The sequence below is a fragment of the Mariniflexile sp. AS56 genome (assembly GCF_030552475.1).
Classification (GTDB): domain Bacteria; phylum Bacteroidota; class Bacteroidia; order Flavobacteriales; family Flavobacteriaceae; genus Mariniflexile.
The window spans coordinates 83,123-101,085 of the sequence record NZ_JAUPED010000006.1; the positions used below are offsets into that span (position 1 = coordinate 83,123).

The 17,963-nt window shown below is 36.0% G+C and carries 10 protein-coding genes; all 10 read left to right on the forward strand.

Going from position 1 to position 17,963, the window contains the following annotated elements; all coding sequences use genetic code 11:
- Positions 1-10 precede the first annotated feature (10 nt).
- The 10 genes from Q5N74_RS09175 to Q5N74_RS09220 all read left to right on the forward strand — a co-directional run bounded on the left by Q5N74_RS09175 (position 11) and on the right by Q5N74_RS09220 (position 17,959).
- Positions 11-1,669 (forward strand): T9SS type A sorting domain-containing protein, encoded by a 1,659-nt coding sequence (locus Q5N74_RS09175; protein ID WP_304388487.1) that lies wholly within the window; start codon positions 11-13, stop codon positions 1,667-1,669.
- A 316-nt stretch (positions 1,670-1,985) separates the two neighbouring features.
- On the forward strand, positions 1,986-3,623 hold the full coding sequence (locus tag Q5N74_RS09180) for a discoidin domain-containing protein (RefSeq protein ID WP_304388488.1): 1,638 nt from the start codon (positions 1,986-1,988) through the stop codon (positions 3,621-3,623).
- 17 nt (positions 3,624-3,640) lie between these two features.
- Positions 3,641-6,244, forward strand: coding sequence for a fibronectin type III domain-containing protein (locus Q5N74_RS09185; RefSeq protein WP_304388489.1), 2,604 nt, complete (start codon positions 3,641-3,643; stop codon positions 6,242-6,244).
- A 69-nt stretch (positions 6,245-6,313) separates the two neighbouring features.
- A complete protein-coding gene (locus tag Q5N74_RS09190) occupies positions 6,314-7,822 on the forward strand; it encodes an arylsulfatase (protein WP_304388490.1) in 1,509 nt (502 codons plus the stop codon).
- 162 nt (positions 7,823-7,984) lie between these two features.
- Positions 7,985-9,805, forward strand: a complete 1,821-nt coding sequence (locus Q5N74_RS09195) for a glycoside hydrolase family 97 protein (protein ID WP_304388601.1) — start codon at positions 7,985-7,987, stop codon at positions 9,803-9,805.
- A 96-nt stretch (positions 9,806-9,901) separates the two neighbouring features.
- Positions 9,902-11,494, forward strand: coding sequence for a sulfatase (locus Q5N74_RS09200; protein ID WP_304388491.1), 1,593 nt, complete (start codon positions 9,902-9,904; stop codon positions 11,492-11,494).
- Between the two features lie 162 nt (positions 11,495-11,656).
- On the forward strand, positions 11,657-13,015 hold the full coding sequence (locus Q5N74_RS09205; protein ID WP_304388492.1) for a sulfatase: 1,359 nt from the start codon (positions 11,657-11,659) through the stop codon (positions 13,013-13,015).
- Between the two features lie 20 nt (positions 13,016-13,035).
- The gene (locus Q5N74_RS09210) at positions 13,036-14,085 is read left to right on the forward strand and encodes a glycoside hydrolase family protein (RefSeq protein WP_304388493.1); all 1,050 of its coding nucleotides are present in this window, start codon (positions 13,036-13,038) and stop codon (positions 14,083-14,085) included.
- 6 nt (positions 14,086-14,091) lie between these two features.
- Complete coding sequence (locus Q5N74_RS09215; protein WP_304388494.1) at positions 14,092-16,674, forward strand: GH116 family glycosyl-hydrolase; 2,583 nt, start codon at positions 14,092-14,094, stop codon at positions 16,672-16,674.
- 7 nt (positions 16,675-16,681) lie between these two features.
- Positions 16,682-17,959 (forward strand): DUF6786 family protein, encoded by a 1,278-nt coding sequence (locus tag Q5N74_RS09220; RefSeq protein ID WP_304388495.1) that lies wholly within the window; start codon positions 16,682-16,684, stop codon positions 17,957-17,959.
- The last annotated feature ends 4 nt before the right edge of the window (positions 17,960-17,963 follow it).

Sequence of the window (17,963 nt, forward strand, 5' to 3'; positions counted from 1 at the left end):
AACCAACAAAATGAAATTAATTAAAATGATGAAAAGATTACATGTGAATAAAATTAAAATAATAGGTATTGTTTTAATTTTAGGTTGCTTCAATTTTAAGGCATTTAGCCAGACTATTTATACCAACGACATGGATTATGTTTTAGGAGACACAAAGCAACGCTTCATTACAGGGGCAGTGACAACACAAGCGCAGGCAGATAATTTGTTAACGGGATTTAAGACTATGAAGGTAAATGGAATACGTATTCCTATTTTTCCAATAGGTGAGAACCCAGAACCAGCTATAATGGACTATTTTTTCGAACAAGCTCTTGCTCAAGGGTTTCCTGTTTTTGCGAATCCAGCACAAGATTCTGGGGCACGTAGAATAGCGAGTGGTTCTCTAAAAAGCGCAGATTTAATTACAACCAGAGACAATCCGAATGCAACCGCAACCGTTATTAATGTGGTTTCTCAATTTGCATTAGACCACCCAGGACTTAAATGGATTAATCCCTTTAATGAAGATGGAAAACCTGGAGATGCTTGGAGTGCAGCGCAAATGAATGCGATCTATAGTGGCGTTAAAGCAAACATGGAATCGTATTTTGCTAACGGCCAAATTCCAAATGTTCCTGAGTTAATAGGGCCATGTGTTTGGGGGCTTCCAGCGTCTATATTAGTAATGGAACAAACCAATATCGGTGAATATATTACTGTGGCATCAAGCCATAATTTAGGTTTTAATCACGGGAGGTGGCCCGATTTTATTGCCTTAGCAAATGCGAATACAACTGGAGGTGTTTCCAATCCTTTACCTGTTTGGGATTCTGAAGTGAATAACAGTAATAATGGAGGTCTTTCACGAATTGATGCGGCAATAGCAAATGAAGTAGATGGCTTAGTTATATACAATTCTGGGAATACCATTAATATCAATAATGGAAAAATAGGCGACCTTAATGAAGTCTATATGTCTAAGTATTTAAAGCCATTTGTTAACCTTGCACTTACTGGTACAGCTACACAGTCATCAACAAATCCAAGTTGGAATATGGAGGCTTCTCGTGCCATTGATGGTGATATTGCAGGGAGCTTTTCGGGGGGAAACGGATCGATTTCATTAACAAGTAGTGAAACAAACCCTTGGTGGCAGCTAGATCTCGGTTCTAATACAGAAATAGGATCTATTAAAGTATTTAATAGATCGGATGGATGTTGTAAAGCCAATATGTCTAATTTTACAGTGACAGTCACAAACACTAGTGGTGCAGAAGTTTTTTCTGAAACTTTCACAGATTTTCCAGATCAAGCACAGGTAGTTGAAACAGGTAATGTAACTGGTAGAATTGTTAAAATTCAATTAAATGCAACAGCGGCCTTAGCAATAGCAGAAGTACAAGTTTTTGCTCCAGAATCACAATTATCCATAGCTGATTATAGTGAAGGTGTTGAAGTAAGGGTCTATCCAAATCCGGCTTCCGATAGTGTTACGGTGGCAGCACCTATATCCATATATAATCAATATGAAGTATTCAACATTAATGGACAGAAAATGTTAAGTCATAAAATTTCAAACGATGCGTCTGAAATAGTGATTGACTTAGGTGAGCTATCCAAAGGTATTTATATATTAAAATTAATGGGAGCGGAATCTTCTAAAATCCATAAGCTTATTAAGAATTAGTTTTAAGAGAACGTCTATTTACTAGTACACAATTAACAAAGCAGCATCTATCATGGATGCTGCTTTTTTTGTTTGAGTAGGATTCTATGTTATTAGCTTGAATTCAATAAGAAAGCAATGGTTTAGCAACAAATTGACTCCATAATTGAGAATTTAGAAAGCTCTGAAAATGTTTACTTTGTGTTAAAGAGCTAAAACACCTATTTTCCTATTTAAAAAAACGGAAAAGGGTGTTTGTAAAATGAGTAGTTCGATGTTTTAAGTTGGTCAAAACCGATTAAAAACAGACCTCAAAGTTCACTTAAATTTCAGAAAAATGAGAATAGAAAATTACACAAAAAGTATTAAAGTTATTTTATTTGCCTTGGTAACGGGATGTCTTAGTTTTAACTCGTTTAGCCAAACTATTTATACTAATGATATGGATTATGTGCTAGGTGATACAAAGCAAGCATTTATTACAAATCAAATTACAACCATAGAAAAAGCAGATAATTTACTTAAAGGTTTTGCTAAATTGAAGGTAAACGGTATTCGTATCCCGCTTTTTGGAAGAGGTGTTGATGGTGTCGATCTTAATCCTAACAAATCAATGATGGATTATTTTTATAATCAAGCCTTGGCTCAAGGTTTTGATATTTTTGCAAACCCTGCCCAAGGAGGTGGAGGCCATAGAGTAGCAAATAATAGACTTAATGGAAATGGTTCTAATGAAGGTGCAGAGTCATCTGTAAATGGTGTTCAAGCTGCAACCGATGAATTGGTTAATAGAGTCATACAATTTTCAAATCAATATCCAGGATGTAAATGGATAAATCCATTTAATGAGGATGGAAGGGCAACTAATAGTACTTGGAGTATCAGTCAAATCAATGAAATATATCAAAGACTTTATAATCATGGTGTAAACGGTGCAGAATTAATAGGACCTTGTACTTGGGGGCTTCCTGCGGGAATTGACATGTTGCAGAATACTGCTATTGCAGATTATATTACTGTTGCAGCAACCCATAATTTAGGTTTTAATCATAACCAATGGTCTAGCTTTATAGCTTTGGCTAAGGCTGAAGGTTTTCCTGTTTGGGATTCTGAAGTGAACCATAATGATGCAAAAGATAACGGAACACGATTAGAAAAAGCCATTGAGAATAAAGTTGACGGCTTGGTTTTATACAATTCATGGAATACCATTAGTTTAACCGATGGGTCTATAAACCCAGCGGCACAAAATCAAATGCTTTTATACCTAAAAGACTATACGATACCCGTTAATATCGCAGTTAACGGTACAGCATCACAATCATCAACAAATCATGATTGGAATATGGAAGCGTCTCGTGCAATTGATGGAAATACTGCAGGTAGCTTTGCATCTGGAAACGGATCTATTTCACTTACCAATGTTGAAGAAAATCCTTGGTGGCAAGTTGACCTTGGAGCGAATAAAAGAATAGATGATATTAAAATTTTTAATAGAACAGATTCTTGCTGTAAAAATAGAATGTCGGATTTCACGGTATATGTTATCGATGCTAGCGGAACAACTACCTTTTCTAAAACATATACAATAGCTCCAGATCCTTCGGTTGTAGTTAATGCAGGTAATGTTCAAGGGCAAATTATTAGAATACAGTTAAATTCAAATAACGCCTTAGCTTTAGCAGAGGTACAAGTTTACGAAGCAGAAGCAGGTTTGTCTGTTAATGATAAAGAAACGATTCCTGTTTCTGTGTACCCGAATCCAGTTTCCGATATCTTTAAGGTGGCAGCACCCATAGCGACATTCAACCAATTTGAAATCTATAACATTAGCGGACAACAAATTTTAAGTGGTAACATTTCTAATAGTGCTAGAGTATTTGAGGTTAATTTAAGTGCTTTTTCTAAAGGGATTTATGTGTTGAAATTACAAGGTGATCAAGTTTCAAGAACATTAAAAGTTATTAAAAAATAAAGGTTTATATCGGAATAATGTATTTAAAAAAACTAGTTTCATTAGTTGTTGTTAGCCTTTGTTTTCAACTAGTAGTCGCTCAAAATAATCAAGGAATTATACATGTTGACACAAAAAATGGTCATGAGATTAAAGTGGGCTCTAGCGGATTTAATGTGCGTATTGCAGATAAAAGTTGGAGTTTTCTGCATCCAGATTTTAGGCAAGTCGTACATGAATTAAAACCAGGGTGGCTTCGTTATTTTTCTGGCACCATGGGTGATGCTTTTAGCAGTGCTACAGGGCAGTATGATATGGATTATGCCATGATGTTCGACCATCCAAAACAGTACCTTAAAGGCTATAGGTTTACTGAAATTAAAGGTCCGCACCGCATCATCGATTTATATGATTTACTAAGTGAAATTAATGGGAAATTAATCATAACAATCAATGGTTTTTCCGAAACACCAGAAATGACTTATGAGTTGGCCCGTTTTTGTAAAAACAATAATATAGAAGTCGCTACATGGCAATTTTGCAACGAACCCTATTTTTATGTGCCTCACAGAGAACGCTATTGGTGGAATAACGGGTACGATTACGCTGCAAAAATGAAACCTCATGCCGATGCTATTAAAAAGGTATATCCAGACGCTTTTCTGGCATTAAATAATACTTGGGATGGTATTTGGGGCTTTATGAAAGAAATTAATAGCTACCAAAAAGAGCAAGGAGCTTATTGGAATGTATTTTCTAAACATTCGTACGCACCACATACAGGTAAAAAGGAGTCCGTAGAAAGCGCTTATAAAAGAGCCAACACCAAATTATTAGAAGCTACGTCTCCTGCTGCTATGCAGGAAATTGAAGCGTACGCATCCAAAGATATCCCAATGGTTATTACCGAATTTGGAGTTTGGAACGCACCCTTAAACGGAATCTATTCAAGTATTTATAATATTGAATACGTGATGCGCCAATTACAACATACAAATACGTGGTATGTAGGCGCGCATGAAGTTAGTAGTAAATATGCCCCAAAAAAGAATATTAATAATGAGATAGAAGCTGCTTTTAAAAACGGCACAACACTTAATACCGATAGTATTTTAACAGGTATAAACAGAACTTTGGAAGGGAAAGCCTATGAAATTTACCATAAGGTCACGAACCATTCCGATTATATTTTCGACTCTAGTATTACAAGTGCTTTTAAGGCTCCAGGGCTAAAAAACGCTGTTGAAACGGGCTGCTTCACACAAGCTTACCGTGGTATAAATGGTTATGATTATCTAGTATTTACCAACAGAACCAATCAATCTAAAGATTTTGAAATTGTAATTGATGGTGTGCCGCTAAATAAAAAAATAGAGGTAAGTTATATTACAGCCGATTCCATAGAGGTTGAAAACACCGAAATTAAACAGTCCAGCTTCAATTCAGGTAAAATTAACATTCCTGCCTTTAGTGTCTCTGTAGCAAAATGGGCTTCCAAATTGGTAACCAAACCTGCTGTTCCAACTATTTATAAAGGCGAAGTGCTTGCTAAAAGCATCAAATTAACTTGGGGAGCTATTGAAAATGTACAACATTACACCCTTTTTTATGGTGAAGATGCTAAAAATTTAAATAAGACAATTAAGATTGAAGGTGCTTCCGTAAACACAATCGAGATTAATAATTTGAATACTAACGCGACTTATTATTTTAAAATGAGTGCAGAGAACGAACAAGGTGTAAGTCCGTTTTCAAATGAAATTAATATAAAAAACAGTATTCCTGAAACACCTGAAATTTTTAAAATATCAAGAAGAAATACAACAGCTACCATTTTTTGGAAAAGTGTTGCAAATACATCGGGTTATACGCTTAAATATTTAAATGAAACATCAGGACAAGAAACTTTAGTGGAAACCAATAATGTGTATGGTTATAGGGTTGAAGGTTTGGAATATGATGTTCCTTATCAATTTTCTGTAGCAGCGAATAATGGGCTTGGTCGTGGGCAGTTTTCAAAAGTAAATACACTTGTTTTATCTGAAAAGGTTCCGTTTAGTCCAAGAAATGTATCGGCCATTAAAGCTGAAGATGGTAGTGTATCTGTAAAATGGCTTGCCCAAGATTCCATCCATCCGGAAACGACTTACAATGTGTATAGAGGGAAAGAACTTCATAAGTATCAAAAAATAGCAGAAGGAATTAAAACAACCTTTTATAAAGATACTTCAGTAGAAAATGATCAGGTTTATTTCTATACCGTAAAAGCGGAAACATCTGCTGGTGAAAGTAATTTTTATCCGAATACTGCAACTTTATTAAGTTTTGAGGATGAATTCGCAATCGATATTCAGTCGGTTAAAAAAGAAAACGATGGCTTTTTGTTTAAAGTCGCTTTTCAAAATATTCTGTTAGATGGAGACTATTCATACGGACTCAAAATAGAGAATATATCCTATTTAACGGTTGAAGAACAATTGGTTCATGGTCGAGACTTGTCGCATAATTCAAAAACGTTTGAGGTCTTTGTACCCAATTCAGATTTGGCTAAAAAATCAAAATACGCGATTAAGGCGTTTATAAACACCAATGGGAAAAGCCTTTTTAGTAAGTTGCCAAATAAGAGTATTCAGACAGATTAATCTTGTCAGCTTCAATAATTGTATTATTTTTAAAAAATCCATGTTTTCAGAATCAAAACAACCAAAACAATGAAAATAGTTAGAGTTCTTTTAGTATTAATTTTAATAGTGTCTTGCCAAGCAAAAAAAGGACTTAAAAAGGAAACTATAGTAAGTTCTACGAATGCACCAAACATTGTTTATATTCTAGCAGATGATATGGGCTATGGCGATGTATCTGCTTTAAATCCAGAATCGGGTATTCAAACACCAAATATGGATAAACTTATTGAGGAAGGTATGCATTTTACAGATGCACATACCAATTCGTCTGTTTGCACACCTACAAGATATGGTATTCTTACAGGTGCTTATGCTTGGAGAAGCCGATTGAAAAAAGGGGTGTTAAATGGTTACGACCCATCTTTAATTGATGAAAATAAACTTACTGTAGCTTCTTACCTAAAAAGTAATGGCTATAACACGGCATGTATTGGTAAATGGCATTTAGGTCTAGGCTTACAAACCAAAGAAACAGGTGCGGCTATTACTATGAAAAAGGGCTTTAGCAATGTCGATTTTAACAAAAAAATCACGGGACCAAATAATTTGGGTTTCGATTATTCATACATTATTCCAGCATCTTTAGACATGCCACCTTATGTATATTTTGAAGATGGTACAGCCGAGGAGTTACCGACAGATTATACCGATGGAAAAAACCAAAATAAAGATGGTCGCGGTGTTTTTTGGAGGTCAGGAGAAAAGGCTCCAAGTTTTGAGTTTGATCATGTTTTAGATCATTTTACAAAGAAAACAGTATCCTATATCGATGCACAGAAAGATGAAGCAACCCCCTTCTTTATTTATTTTCCATTAACAGCACCACACACCCCTTGGTTGCCAACGGGCGATGCTAATGGGAAAACGGAAGCAGGGCGTTATGGCGATTTTGTTACAATGGTAGATGATGCTGTGGGTGCCGTTGTTATAGCTTTAGAAAAAGCAGGAAAATTAGAGAATACCTTAATTATTGTGACTTCAGATAATGGTTCGCACTGGAAACCAGAAGATAAGCAAGCATATGCACACCGTGCTAATTATATTTTTAAAGGACAGAAAGCCGATATTTATGAAGCAGGACACAGAGTGCCATATATTGCAAAATGGAGTGGTGTTATTCCTGCAGGACATCAATCCAACCAAACGATGTGTACAACAGATTTAATGGGTACCATAGCTGGATTATTAAACAAGCCTACAATTGAAAATGGCGCAGAGGATAGTTATAACCTTTGGCCCGCTTATACCTCGAATGTTGAAAAACCAATAAGAGTGGCAACGGTGCATCATGCTTTTGATGGGATGTTTTCCATTAGAAAAGGACCATGGAAATATACCGAACATTTGGGTTCAGGTGGGTTTACTCAACCTAAAAGGATGGAACCAAATAATGGTGAAGCCGCTGGAACTTTATATAATTTGGACACCGATATACAGGAAGAAAATAATGTTTATAGCGAGCATCCAGAGGTTGTAAAAGAACTAAGTCTACTTTTAGAGCAGTATAGAAATCAAGGATATAGTAATAAATCATAAACGGATAGTTTGTTTTTAAAGTGAAAGCATTCCTAAATTAAATTTCAACAAATAACATATAATATGCATCTTAAATCATTTTCATTACTAAAACACAATCTGCTGCTTTTAATAGTGTTTTTCACACTGAATGCTTGCGCTAATAAAAAGCCCATCTTGACAGTGAAATCTCCAGAAGGCAAACTATCTGTTGTTATAAATAACGACCAAAATAAGGTGAGTTATACATTGTTGAAAGAAGGGAAAGCGCTTATAAACACTTCAGAAATATCCATTTTATCAAGTGAAGCTTCAGCAATAATTAAAAGTTCGAAATTAAGCTCAGAAAATAACACATGGCAGCCTGTTTGGGGGCAATTCAGCGAAATAAAAAACGAGTACAATGAACTTGTTTTAGATGTTGAAATTGAAAAAACGAAGGCGAAACTGTATGTGCGTGTTTATAACGAGGGTATCGGATTAAGGTATCAATTGGAAGGTTATTCAGAAGGAGCAGAAGCTAATTTTTATTGCGAGTATAATTTAAGTAATACAGATGTGTTGTATTGTCCGGCAGGAGAAAATGTTCCTTTAGGTCCCATTGTTGTTCAAGAATTAGCATCTGCTGAAAAGCAACCTAAATTAGTGATGCCTATTGTAGTAGATAAATCGGAAAACACTTTTTTATCGCTATTAGAATCTGATTTATTTGTAGCTCCTGAATTCGGGGTTATAAAATTCAATTTTAATAAAGCGAAAAATACGGTTGCTTCTTCAAACAAAAAGAAACTTACAGGAAAGTCTTCCTTAACACCTTGGCGCGTTATTTTAGTTAATAGTCGTGTGGGCGATTTAGTAACCAATACAGTGCCTCTTAATTTAGCAACACCCAACCAATTAGAAGATGCTTCTTGGGTAACCCCAGGGAAAACACTTTGGGATTGGAGAGTGCACGATTATAAAACAAAAGATGGGTTTACCTATGGTATAAACACTGAAAGCTATAAGCGATTTATTGATTTTGCTGAAGAAAAAGAAATCGAGTACTTTTTAATAGATGCTAATTGGTTTTCAAAAGTGACTAAAGGCCATTTTGAAGTGCCTGAGGAACTTGATCTTGAAGCAGTGTCTGAATATGCAGCGAGCAATGGTGTTAAGTTGATCCTTTATTACGATAGGCATAAAGGTGATTTTGGAGACGAAGCTTTGTTTCCTTATTTCCAATCTTTAGGAATGAGCGGTATTAAATATGGTTTCATGGGGCACAATGTCTCTTTTACGCTTGATGCGATTCAAAAAAGTGCAGAAAATTATTTATTAGTCGATTTCCATGACTCACCAGTACCTTTTACAGGTATAGAACGCACATTGCCAAACGCTATAACGAAGGAGTATTGCCATGCGCAACAAGATTCAAGAAGAGCTTTCACTCCAGAAACCTTTATTAAAATGGCTTTAATTAATGCGATTCAAGGGCCCTTAGATATGAATAATGGAAATTTCGATTTAACTGGAATTAACAACGGGAGCAGACTAAAAGGACCTAAAAAACAAGATTCTTATTTTTCTACGGTAGCATCAGAAGCGGCTCGTACCTTAATAATATATAGTGGCTTGGTGTGTATACCAGATGCTCCAGAGGCTTATCAGGAAAAAGCAGATCTTTTCGAATTCATTCAAAAAATGCCAGTTGGAAAATGGGATGAAAGTAAAGTGCTTCATGCTAAAATGGGCGACTATATTTCAACAGCTAGAAGGCATGGTGAAGCTTGGTTTATTGGCTCGGTTTACAATCAAAAAGGAGGAACGCTTACTATCAATTTAGATTTCCTAAAGGAAGGTAAGAATTACGAAGTAACTTTTTATGAAGATACCGCGGAAACGCATTGTAAAACCAATCCAGAAGCCTACCAAGTAAGAACAGCCGTTGTTAAAAAAGGGGACCTTATAAAAGCACAAATGGCTCCTGGTGGAGGCCATTGTATGTGGATTAGACCAGAATAAAAAATGAGAGTTGAAACGGGCATGATCTTTAATGGTGGAAAAACCAAGTGAGATTTGTACAATACATAGGATTATTAAAAAAATAAATATTTAAAAATGAATAAATTAGTATCAATTACACTATGCTCACTTTTGTTAGTGGCCTGTGGAGGGAAAAAGGGAGTGCAAAAACCAACAAAACCTAATATTCTTTTTGTGCTAGTAGACGATTTAGGCTATGCCGATTTAAGTGTGATGGGAAGCCAGTATTATGAAACGCCAAACATCGATAAAATCGCCAAATCTGGAACCGTTTTTACAAATGGATACGCAGCTTGTACCGTTTGTAGCCCATCGAGAGCCAGTTTAATGACGGGGCAATCTCCTGCACGACATGGTATTACACAATTTGAAGGATTAAGAAATAGTGGGCAAGCTTGGAAAGAACGTAAACGATATACCAAATTATTACCCCCAGAATTTAGACATCATTTAGATTCTAGTTCGGTAACCTTACCAGAAGCTTTTAAAGAACAAGGCTATGCTACTTTTTTTGCGGGTAAATGGCACTTGGGTGGTGAAGAACAAAAATCGTTACCAACAGATCATGGTTTTGATGTAAATATAGGTGGAAACCACGCTGGTGGCCCTAATGGTGGCTATTTTTCTCCATTTAACAATCCGAATTTACCAAATTTACCAGAAGAAAAAGGGCTGAATTTGTCTATGAAATTGGCAAATGAAACAAGCAAATTCATTAAAACAAACAAGGACAAGCCGTTTCTTGCCTACCTGTCATTTTATGCCGTTCACGGAGGTATACAAACCACAAAAGAAAAATGGAATAAGTACAGAAATAAAGCAGAAAAAATGGGAATCGCTGAAGAGGGTTTCGAAATGGAGCGCGTACTTCCTGCTAGAAAACATCAAGATAATCCGGTTTATGCAGGGTTAATTGAGCATGTAGATGAAGCTATTGGAACGGTAATGCAAACATTAAAAGATTTAAATTTAGATAAAAACACCATTGTTGTTTTTACTTCGGATAATGGAGGTGTTACTTCTGGTGATAACTTTTCTACAAATCAACTTAGTTTAAGAGGAGGAAAAGGATACCAATGGGAAGGTGGAATAAGAATACCATATTTTATTCATGTGCCTTGGTTGAATCAAGATGGCGCAAGTATCAATGTACCTGTATCTGGTACAGATTTATATCCAACCTTGTTAGATTTATCGGGTTTACCACTTAAACCTACAGCACATATGGATGGGGTTAGTTTAAAACCACTTTTATTAGGAGAAAATATAGATGAAAGACCTCTGTATTGGCATTATCCGCATTATGGAAATCAAGGTGGCGAACCAAGTTCTATTATTAGAAAAGGAAAATGGAAACTCGTTTATTATTGGGAAGACCTTCATGCTGAATTATACAATTTAGATACAGATTTGGGTGAACGTACCGACCTTGCAGAAAGCAATCCTGAAATGGCAGAACAAATGGAAACCCAACTTTTAGATTGGTTGCATTCTATGGATACACATTATGCCGTTGAAGATCCTTTATGGGACAAGGCAGCTCGTGAAAAATGGTTAGAACATCAAAAAAAAGTATTATTACCAAGACTAGAAAAACAACGTAAAGAAATGTTGAGCCCAGATTGGAAACCTAACAAAGATTGGTGGGGGAGTGAGGTTACAAATTAAGTAAACAATTTAATAGCTGTAAATAAGGAGATATTCTTTTTTTTAGTTTCCTAGAGAAGAAAATGAAACCTCATGCTAGCTGCTTTATATGAATGATTTTAGATTAAATCAATAATGATTAGACTTGTGTCTTTTATTTTATTATGTTTTTTGAGCGTTTCTATGAACGCTCAAAAACCCAATTTTATAATCATCCTAACAGACGATCAAGGTTATAATGATTTAGGTTGTTTTGGTTCCCCGAATATTAAAACACCCAATATAGACCAAATGGCAAAAGAGGGCATGAAGTTTACAAGCTTTTATGCTCAAACGGTGTGTGGCCCTTCACGTGCAGCATTGCTTACCGGTAGTTACCCTATAAGAATTGGGGAGCCAAACAATATGAAAGCTCTTCATACGCAACTGCATCCAAAAGAAATCACTATTGCAGAAATGCTTAAAGCAAAAGACTATAAAACCGCTTGCCTTGGTAAGTGGCATGCTGGCGAAAAAGAAGGTCAAATGCCCAATGAACAGGGCTTTGATTATTTTGTTGGAACACCACGCTTTAATGGATACACCAAGTTGATAGAAGATACGCCATTCAGATGTAAATTATTAAGGAATAGAGATACCATTCAAACTATAAATACGATGGAGGAGATGGGGCAACTCACCAAAATCTACACAAAAGAAGCCATTAGTTTTATTAAACAGAATAAAGAAAATCCTTTTTTTCTGTATTTAGCTCACAATATGCCACATGTTCCTTTAGGGGCTTCGGAGAAATTTAAAGGAAAATCTGAAGGCGGATTTTATGGGGATGTGATTGAAGAACTCGATTGGAGTGTGGGAGAAATTCTCAAGACCTTAAAAGAACAAGGTCTGGACGAAAATACTTTAGTGATTTTTACATCAGACAATGGTCCTTGGATAGAAGATGTTATAGGTAACCATGCAGGAAGTGCCAATCCATTAAAAGGAAACAAAATGCAAACCTGGGAAGGTGGTATTCGAGTTCCTGCGGTTTTGCAATGGAAAGGCAAAATAGAAGCAGGAACGGTAAGTGATGAAATTGCCACAACCATGGACTTTTTTGCAACTTTTGCTGAACTTTCAAACGCTGAAATACCCAAAGATTTAACTATAGACGGTAAAAGTTTTACAGATATCATTTTAAAAAATGGAGAAAGTCAACATGACTATTTCTATTATTATGCATACACGCACTTACAAGCAGTAAGAGACAAAGACTGGAAATTGGTATTACCAAGACCAGAAAAACCAAAGTATATGGGTTGGTGGGCACGGAAAATAGATGCTGTTGATGAGGTTCAGTTATACAATTTAAAAAATGACAAAGAAGAACAGATTAATCTGGCAACAAAATACCCTGAAAAAGTAGAAGAACTCATGGCTTCAATTGAGGAAGGGCGCAAAGAATTAGGCGATAACAATGTTATAGGTGCTGGAGCTCGTTTTTTCGATGATAAACCAAAAGATCAACGACTGCATAACTACAATAAATGGAACAATTAAATACGTTAATACAAATCAAAATGAAATTACAACAATTCACATTATTAATGCTGATTTTCACCTTCTTAGGATGTAAAACACAAGCTCAGAAAATGAAGATAGATTATGTAGGTAATGCTGCAGATAATGCAGGAATGCATGTTTGGGGTTCTTCACCTATACAAGATAAAGAAGGGAAAACACATCTTTATGCGGCACAATGGTCTACCAAAACACAGCCTGATTTCAATGGTTGGTATAAAGATTGTGAAATAGGCCATTATGTGAGTGATAGTCCAGAAGGCCCCTTTGAGTATCTAGGTATTGCGGTACCAGACCGAGATGGGATGTTTAATTCACCTCACAATCCAACTATTAGCTATATCGATGGACAGTATCAACTTTGTTTTATTGTTAATGAAAACGACGATTTAACGACCCAACGCATCGTGATGTATGTGGCCGACGATCTGAAAGATACTTGGAGACCGGCAAAAGGAGGAGAAGCTGATGGTACTATTTTACGTCAAACTAAAGATTCTACAGTATGGAATTATACCGCAAGATTAGGAGTTTCTAATCCGTCATTAATTAAATACAAGGGAAAGTACTCTTTATATCATAAATCGGTAGTCAGAAAAGAACCTAAAGGATATGTTTACTCCTATGGTGTTGTAGTTGCAGATGCTGTTGAAGGGCCTTATATCCATAAGCCTACAAGAGTAACCGAGGAAAAAATGCCACTTGAAGATGCTTTCGCTTTTACAATGAAGGATTCCGTATACATGATAAGTCGCGATTTTAGAGCTTCTTTAGGGAATAGCGGCGGTGGTTTGCTATGGAAGTCGGGGGATGGTTTTTCTTTTCCTGCTGAAAAAACAGTACGTGCTTATGAAGATTTGCAACATTATGTAGGTGAAGAATATTTGAAAGATGCTGTTTCATACCGAGGTAAAAAAGATGGTCATCTTGAACGTGCGCAAATACTTTTCATTGATGATAAACCAGCTTATTTGTATTTAGCTACGGGAGTTCAGGTAAAACCAGGTTATGGAAGTAGTTCACATGTATTTAAGATTAGTTTTGAATAATAAATTATGAAAAAATCATGCTTTTGTTCCTCATCTATATTGTTTTTATTAATTGTTGTAAGCAATAGTTTTGCCCAACAAAAAAAGTGGCCCGTTTTAAAAACATATACAGGAGAATATTTAAAACGTATTGCCATGCCAGTTGGAGGTATTGGTACAGGTACCATTTCATTAACAGGAAATGGGGCTATACAGGATTGGGAAATTATGAGTTATCCAGCAAAAGGATTTAACGCCATTATACCTAAAGGACCACCATCAAACCGTGCCGCTTTTTTTGCTATTAATATTCAAGAAGAAGGAAGCCAAGGGCAAGCTATTCTGTTAGAAGGTCCTGTATCAGATCGTTATTATGACGGCGAACGGGGGGCGGTTGCAACCAACCATGGGTTACCGCGTTTTGCCGAAGCCACCTTTAAAACAGCCTATCCTTTTGGACAGGTACTTCTTAAAGATAAGGAGTTGCCAGTGCAGGTAACAGTGGGTGCATTTAATCCACTCATTCCTGGAAATGTCGATGCTAGTAGCATACCTACAGCGATACTCAGTTATAAAGTTAAAAATATTTCTAATAAGCCTGTTTCCATTTCTTTAGCAGGAACGGTTCAAAATTTTATTGGTTTTGACGGAAGTAGAGGTAAGACCGATAAAAATATAAACACGTTTAAAGATCAAGATGGAGTTAAGGGAATTCACTATACCTCCAATGGTGTTGATAAAAACAGTTTTCAATATGGAACATTTAGTTTAACAACCAATAGTAAAGAGCAGATTTCATATCGTACCAATTGGATTCCTCAAAAGTGGGGAGATACCACGCTAGATTTTTGGGATGATTTTACCGAAGATGGACTCTTAGAAGAAAGACCTACTTATGATGCAGATGCTCCTATGGGCTCACTTGCCGTAAAAACCACTTTGGCTCCGGGTGAAGAAAAAGACATTCGTTTTTTTATAACCTGGCATTTTCCAAACCGTCCAGCATGGCGAAACCAAAAAGTTAATGTTGGCAATTATTATACCAGCAAGTATGAAGATTCTTGGGATGTGGCTAAACAAACAATAGCCAAACTTTCAGACTTAGAAAAAGGAACAGAAACTTTTGTTAATACATTTTTAGCTAGTGATATTCCTCAAATAACCAAGGAAGCTTCTCTTTTCAATTTAGCACATTTAAGAACACAGTTAGGATTCAGAACTAAGGAAGGTCATTTTTTAGGGTTTGAAGGTACTGCTGATAATGTGGGGCGAGGTATTGGTTCTTGTACGCATGTATGGAATTACGATCAAACAACCCCTTTTCTTTTTGGAGAGATTGCACAAACTATGCGAGATACGGAGTTTGGGTACGCTACCACAGAAGAAGGTTTGATGAGCTTTAGAATAGAGCTTCCATTGAGTACATCGGCTCAAAAACATGGAGTGGCTGCTGCTGATGGACAAATGGGTAGTATCATGAAGTTTTATAGAGAATGGCAATTATCAGGAGATGATGACTTTTTAAGGAAGCATTGGCCAATGGTAAAAAAAGCATTAGAATTTTGCTGGATAAAAGGTGGTTGGGATGCTAATAAAGATGGCGTGATGGAAGGTTCGCAGCATAATACCATGGATGTAGAATATTTTGGACCTAACCCACAAATGGGGTTTTGGTATCTCGGTGCTCTAAAAGCATCTGAAAAAATGGCGAAACATCTGGGTGAAAAATCTTTTGCTAAAACTTGTAAAAGTTTATATGACAACGGTTCAAAATGGATGGATGCAAATTTATTCAATGGTGAATATTACGAGCAAGATATTCAGCCCCCAATGCTACAAGAAAATGTAGCACCCGGTCTTATGATGGGCATGGGAACTAAGGATTTAACCACTCCGGATTATCAGTTAGGAAAAGGTGTTTTGGTCGATCAGTTAGTTGGTCAGGTATTGGCTCACATTCTTGATTTTGGATATTTGGCAAACGAGAAAAATATTAAGAAAACCCACGAGGCGATTATTAAATATAACCATAGAGAAAACCTTTCCAAACATCCAAATTTTATGCGTTCTTATGCCTTGGGTGACGAGTCTGCTTTATTAATGGCAGCTTATCCTGGTGAACGTCCAGACAAACCGTTTCCGTATTTCACAGAAGTGATGACAGGTTTCGAGTATACAGCGGCCGTTGGGATGCTGTATGAAAATCAGGATGCTATCGGCCTTAAAACGATGCAAGATGTGAGGGATCGTTATGATGGTAAAAAAAGAAACCCTTTTAATGAAGCCGAATTTGGCAATCATTATGCACGAGCGATGATGGCTTGGGGAAGTGTATTGGCTACCACAGGTTTTAATTATTCTGCAGTAGATAAATCGATGAAATTTAATGCAAAAGATGGTACGTACTTTTGGTCTAATGGTTACCAATATGGAAATGTTAAAATAGCAACTGAAGGTTCAATGAAAACAGTGGCTCTTACCGTTTTAAATGGTTCTGTAAATCTTAATTCATTTACTCTTAAAGGGTTTGGTGCTATTTCATTTAAAAGAGGAAAAACTTTCAAGCAAGATGAAACAGTTTCATTTAAAATAAAAACGAATCATAAATAATTAAACTATGAAACATTTTAGGTCTTTCAAATTGAAATTTACGTTAATTTATATAGTAATGCTTTCTGTTTTTTTAGTCGGATGTAAATCGAAAGAGTCTGACAAAAAGGTAGATAATAAAGATGAGGCGGGTTACATTAGTTATGCTGATGATGTCGCTTTTATGAAAGATTATATAGATGTTCTTGAACTTACTGATGCATCAGGAAAAGCAAAAGTAGCTGTTTCTAAAGCCTTACAAGGTCGGGTGATGACGAGTAGTTCATCAAATAATGAAGGAAGAAGCTATGGTTGGATAAACCGAGCGCTTTTTAAATCGAAAGACACACTAGAGCATATCAATGTTTTTGGAGGGGAAGAACGTTTTTGGATAGGACCAGAAGGGGGGCAGTTTTCAATCTTCTTTAAAAAAGGAAGTGCATTTACTTTAGATGATTGGTATACACCGAAACTAATAGATTTAGAACCATTCGATGTAGAAAAATCAGCTACAAACGCCGTTACTTTTTCTAAAAAAGCATCTTTGGTAAATTATTCAGGTTTTAAGTTTGATTTTGGTATTGAGCGTGAAGTAAAAGTACTATCAACTCAAGAAATCACAAAAGCCTTAGGCGTTGAACTGAATGATGAAATCAATGTAGTTGCCTATCAAACCACCAATTCTTTAACCAATTTAGGGGATGCTAATTGGGAAAAAGAAACAGGTTTGCTGTCTATTTGGCTTTTAGGGATGTTTAATCCATCACCAGAAACCACCATTGTAATTCCTTATATATCTGGTGATGAAGTAGAACTTGGCATTCCTGTAAACGATGATTATTTTGGAAAAGTACCTTCGGAACGTTTGATAGTTAAAGAGAATACCTTGTATTTTCAAGGAGATGGTGAATTTAGAAGTAAAATTGGTTTATCTCCAAAACGCGCAAAGAATGTGTTGGGGTCTTATGATGCTTTAAGTAAAACACTAACTATAGTGAAATATAATAAACCAGAAGCAGTTACAGATTATGTAAACTCGCTATGGGAACTACAAGACAAACCTTATTCAGGCGATGTTGTGAATTCATATAATGATGGAGCTCCAAAACCCGGAGAAAAACCATTAGGACCTTTTTACGAATTAGAAACTTCTTCACCAGCTTTAAATTTAAAAGTAGGTGAACGAGGCGTTCATATTCAATTGACTTCTCATTTTGAAGGCAGTACAGAGCAGCTTACTAAAATTTCAGAAAAGGTGTTAGGTGTTTCAATTTCAGAAATTAACAATGTATTTAATCTTAAGTAATCCT